The following is a 4636-nucleotide window of genomic DNA, read 5'->3' as shown; positions in this document are numbered from 1 at the left end:
ATTTTTTATATATGAGTTCATTCTAAAAAGGTGGGATACCGATTCCATCGCTCTCATAAGTATTTGTTTTTATGTATCAATTTTTTTTAGAAAAGCGATTGAATCGGCTTTTAGAGTAAACTCATATATTTAAGTTTAGAGACAGAAATTGACGCAATCAAACATCCTGTGGTGCAGCCAAAAAATAAGTGACTTGCCAAATGGCAGCGATTGGCTCTCCAACCGTGAATTGAACCGCCTGAAAAATATGAGATCCACCAGGCGTAGAGCCGATTGGCGACTGGGGCGATGGACAGCTAAACAGGCCCTTCTCCCCTATCTGAATAAATCTCACAATGTTAAAGATCTCTGTGAGATAGAAATCCTTGCCGCTGAAGATTCAGCGCCTGAAGTTTTCATCGACAATAAACCAGCGCCAGTTGCGATCTCCCTCAGCCACAGTGGAGAGATTGGCTTCTGTGCGATCAACACAAATAATACGCCAGTTGGTTGTGATCTCGAATTCGTAGATTCTCACAGTGATTCGTTTATTTCAGATTATTTCACCGTGCAAGAACAGGAGTTGATGAACCAGGTACCAAAAGGAGAACGGCCATTTTATACGACCTTAATTTGGAGCGCCAAGGAAAGCGCATTGAAGGCTTTACGAAAGGGATTGAGTTTGGACACTCGAAGTGTTCAGGTTGACCTCACTCAAGAACCTGGTACAGAAATTTGGCATCCTATGTCTGTTGAATATACGGAATCATCACAGGTTTTTCACGGCTGGTGGCGTGAATTTGGCGATAGCATTTATACGATTGTTGCAGACCCTCGGCCGGGAATTCCGGTTTGTGTAACGGTTTAAAACGTGAGACATGGGGTGACATCAGGACACAGAGTCGTTCATTAGACTTCAGTATATCTTGTTAATCCTGTCAAAAAAGAAAAAACAGGCTAGTTTATCGGTTACCAAAACAATCCAAACCGTATCGATGTCCAGACCAGCACCACTAAATACAAACCAATCCAGATCCACCTGTTGAACCACCAGTGCTCCATTTTTTCCTCGCCAAAATCCGGCTGCTTTCGTAACCAATGGTAACTGGTTCCTTCCAGTTGTTCAGGCTGGACTGGCTTTCCACTTATACTGCCCAATTTTAGTAAGAGTACGCTAACCAAAAACATAACAAGCGCTGTATTATTGTAATCATTGAGAAAAACGATTCCGTGATTAATATTGTCCAACAAGATGGAGCCCCCCACCGAAACAAACAAGGCCAAAAAGCAGCCGCGCATGTTGATCTTCCTTGAAAATACCGCAGCAAAGAAAATGGCGGTGATGGGCGGGCTGAAATATGCGTAATAATTCTGGAACTCCCGATAAATGGATTCCTTGTTTTGGTATAAGCTAACAAAGACCAGGCCCAATGCCATAATAACTACAGCCGCAACCTGCCCCGCCCTGATCAATTCCTTGTCCTGGGCATTTTTATTAAAGAATTTCTTGTAAAAGTCAAATGTAAAAAGCGTGGCAGCAGAGTTCAGAATGGAATCACACGAGGACATCATAGCTGCGAAAAAAGTGATCACAATCAGACCACGCACGCCTGTGGGAATAAAGTCGACAATGAGTTTGGCGAAAACCGTATCGCCATAGCCTATAATATCCTGCGTGCCGTAGATCACCAATGCGGCCATGCCGGGCACCATTGCAATAAAAGGAATAAAGAACTTTAAAACCGAACTCAGCAGAATACCCATTCGACCCTCCGCAAGTGAGCGAGCGCCCAGCATTCTTTGTGTGATGGTCTGGTTGGTCATCCAATACCACAAATGGCCAAGCATAATCCCACCGCAAATTGCCGTCCAGGGCAGGTTGGGATCATCGGCTGAACGGAAAGCATCGAACATCGCTGGATCCAGTTTATCTGTCAATCCACTCCAGCCGCCAACTTCAGGTCGTGACAGCGCGGTGTAGCACACCCATAACCCGCCAGCGATAATGAGTATGGTCTGCAAGAAATCCGTATAAACAACGGCTTTGAGGCCGCCGAGTGAAACATAGATCAAAATAAAAATGGCGAGACTCACCATGATTAGCCACGGGTTCACATGCAAAAACTCCGAGAGAAAGATAGAACTGGTCAGCAGCAGCACGGGAATTTCAACGATTACATAGATGAATAATGTAAGCGCCGAATAGGTTGTCCCTAAAGAAGTACCAAATCTACGGGATAGAAACTCCGGCATGGTGAATATGCCGGACTTCAGGTAGAGCGGCAAAAAGAAAAAAGTCAAAGTGATCATGGCGGCGCCGGCAAACCACTGGTAGTGGGAAAACAACATTCCATGGTTGTAACCCAGCCCTGCCAGCGTGATGAAAGCGTAAGAGCCCATATCCGTAGCGAAGATGGAAAAAGCAATCACATACCAGGGAAATGTTTTAGTAGCCCGGAAGTAGTCGTCGCCGGTTTTGTTTTTGCGTCCAAACCAAACGCCAATGCCCATAAATACGATCAAGTATAACAGGATTACGGAGAAGTCAAGAGTAGAAAGCTGGATCATAATATATTTTAATGAAGTCTGAATGAAACCTCAATATAAAATCGTTAATCGCAGCAAGCGTGATAATTGTGTATGACTACGTGGATTTTTTCTATTTTACCCCAGACTAAACCAATTGCAGGAATCATCTTTAAATACTATAAATGAAGGCACACTTTCAAAGCCAACCTCAAAACATACATTTGCTATTTTGCATGAGATATTTGCTTCACCAGGTGTTTGCCTGATGCCAAAATATTAGAAATTATACAAATATTGGTCCTCCACAAAATCATTTGCCCAACGGAATACATCAGGTAATGTTTTAAGTTCTAACAATTGTACAAGTTGTGGTGTGCTCGCATCAACCAATGCAGGTTTTGTATAATCTGTTGTAGTTACATAAACTTGTTTATTAGCCATCCATTGTTTATTTGCTCCAACAAATTGTCTGACTAAAGAAACCCCGATTGGTTGATTTGCAGAGTAGCGTTTTGTCTCAATCGCAATTTTTATCGGTATTTCTGCTTTTCTACATAGACATATCAAATCCACGCCGCCGTCTCTAGTTGCAGCAGTAAGTTGAACTTCATAACCAAAGCCTTCAAAAATTCTTCGTAGAAATAATTCAAAGTCCCTGCCCTTTAGATTAAAGATTGTTGATGGATTTTTAACACTTTCAGTAATCATCAGGTCAACAGCATCGACTATCTTTAAATTTTTCTTCCAGGGTGGATAATAGAGCTTATAAGCAGCCGGGACCAAGTTATGTCTCTCTCGAATTGCAAGTGCTCTATAAAGATTGTCAAGGGCGCCGATTTTGTAGCTATTAACTACTAATGGTTGATAGTTTATCGCATAGTCGATTTCAGCCTTGAAATAGATTTTGTCAACCTGTTTTCGCAACTCGTTAGCGACCAACACTTTTACCTCTTTCGATTTCTCTAAATTTTCACGTAAGTATTCTGCATCGTTCAAATAGGCCTTGACTTCCATACCGATGGACTCACGGTGCAAAAGAAGTCCAGTACATGGTTTAGGTTTATCCAAAATTGGATTGAACGCCTCAATTATAATCTCACTAAAAGGAAGATTAGGATCAAATCCGCCAGAAAATTCGGATACCATTAGTTCTGCAATGCGTTTATTCTCATGCGCAGCTCGAACTTTTCTATATTGTGTTTTTGTAGTGAATGCTCCTGACAACAGCGCCATTTCTTCTTCCCATTCGAGAATTTTATCCTTTGACGACGTTGATATTAAATCGATTAATGGCTGAAAGAAATATGAATCTTTATCTAGATTTCTAGCAGCTCTGGTGAATTCGTGAAGATTAAAGTTTTTGGCGATTATTTTGGTCATTACCGCGGGCTGATCATTTGTTCAGTAAATATTATGGCTATCTCAGCTATATGTCTAACAAGGTTTATTCTGCTTAAATTCTTTGGGTTTATAAAGTGATTTAGGTTCTCTTTAATGAGATGCCTGCATGAATGGTTTTATTTATAAGTGGCAATCCAATTATTTATTTTGTCTTCCAAAATTGCCAAGGGTACGCAACCTGTTTCCAATACTTGATTATGGAATTGGCGAATGTCAAATTTATCACCGAGTTCTTTTTCGGCTTTGCTGCGTAATTCCCTGATTTTTAATTGGCCGATTTTATACGATAAGGCTTGACCCGGGTTTGCCATATAGCGTTCAATTTCCGAAATGATACCCGCTTCGCTTTCAGCTTCGTTATCCAGGGAGTATTGAATGGCTTCCTCTCTGGTCCAACCTTTAGCATGAATTCCCGTATCGACCACCAAACGAATCGCACGATGCATCTCGGCGCCTAACATTCCGAAATATTGGTATGGATCGGTATATAAACCTAACTCCTTTCCTAGCGATTCGGCATATAATGCCCAACCTTCGCCATAAGCACTATTCCAGATGGTTTTTCTAAACTTTGGTAAGTCTTCATTTTCTTGGGTCAACGAAATCTGGTAATGATGACCGGGAATGGCTTCGTGTAAAAACAGGGACTCATCCGAGTAGGTATTATATTTTGTTACATCTGGATTGGGTGTATAGAAAACACCGGGGCTTTTCCCATCTAAAAATC

Annotated in this window: 4 protein-coding genes; 1 reads left to right on the top strand and 3 read right to left on the bottom strand. The window is 41.6% G+C overall.

Going from position 1 to position 4636, the window contains the following annotated elements; genetic code table 11:
• Window positions 1-148 precede the first annotated feature (148 nt).
• Entirely contained in the window at window positions 149-847 is a 699-nt protein-coding gene (locus IIC38_20075) for a 4'-phosphopantetheinyl transferase superfamily protein (protein ID MCH8128219.1), read from the top strand.
• A gap of 101 nt (window positions 848-948) precedes the next feature.
• Here IIC38_20075 and IIC38_20070 read toward each other — a convergent pair whose 3' ends face one another.
• The 3 genes from IIC38_20070 to IIC38_20060 form a co-directional block, all read right to left on the bottom strand.
• Window positions 949-2490 (bottom strand): sodium/solute symporter, encoded by a 1542-nt coding sequence (locus tag IIC38_20070; GenBank protein MCH8128218.1) that lies wholly within the window; start codon window positions 2488-2490, stop codon window positions 949-951.
• Window positions 2491-2784: 294 nt separating this feature from the next.
• On the bottom strand, window positions 2785-3888 hold the full coding sequence (locus tag IIC38_20065) for a restriction endonuclease (protein ID MCH8128217.1): 1104 nt from the start codon (window positions 3886-3888) through the stop codon (window positions 2785-2787).
• Between the two features lie 137 nt (window positions 3889-4025).
• On the bottom strand, window positions 4026-4636 hold a 611-nt coding region (locus IIC38_20060; protein MCH8128216.1), incomplete at its 5' end, for a DUF885 domain-containing protein.

This window comes from candidate division KSB1 bacterium (assembly GCA_022566355.1).
Classification (GTDB): domain Bacteria; phylum Zhuqueibacterota; class JdFR-76; order JdFR-76; family DREG01; genus JADFJB01.
The sequence above is the reverse complement of the archived record's forward strand: the minus strand, read 5'-3'. Positions and strand labels throughout refer to the sequence as shown.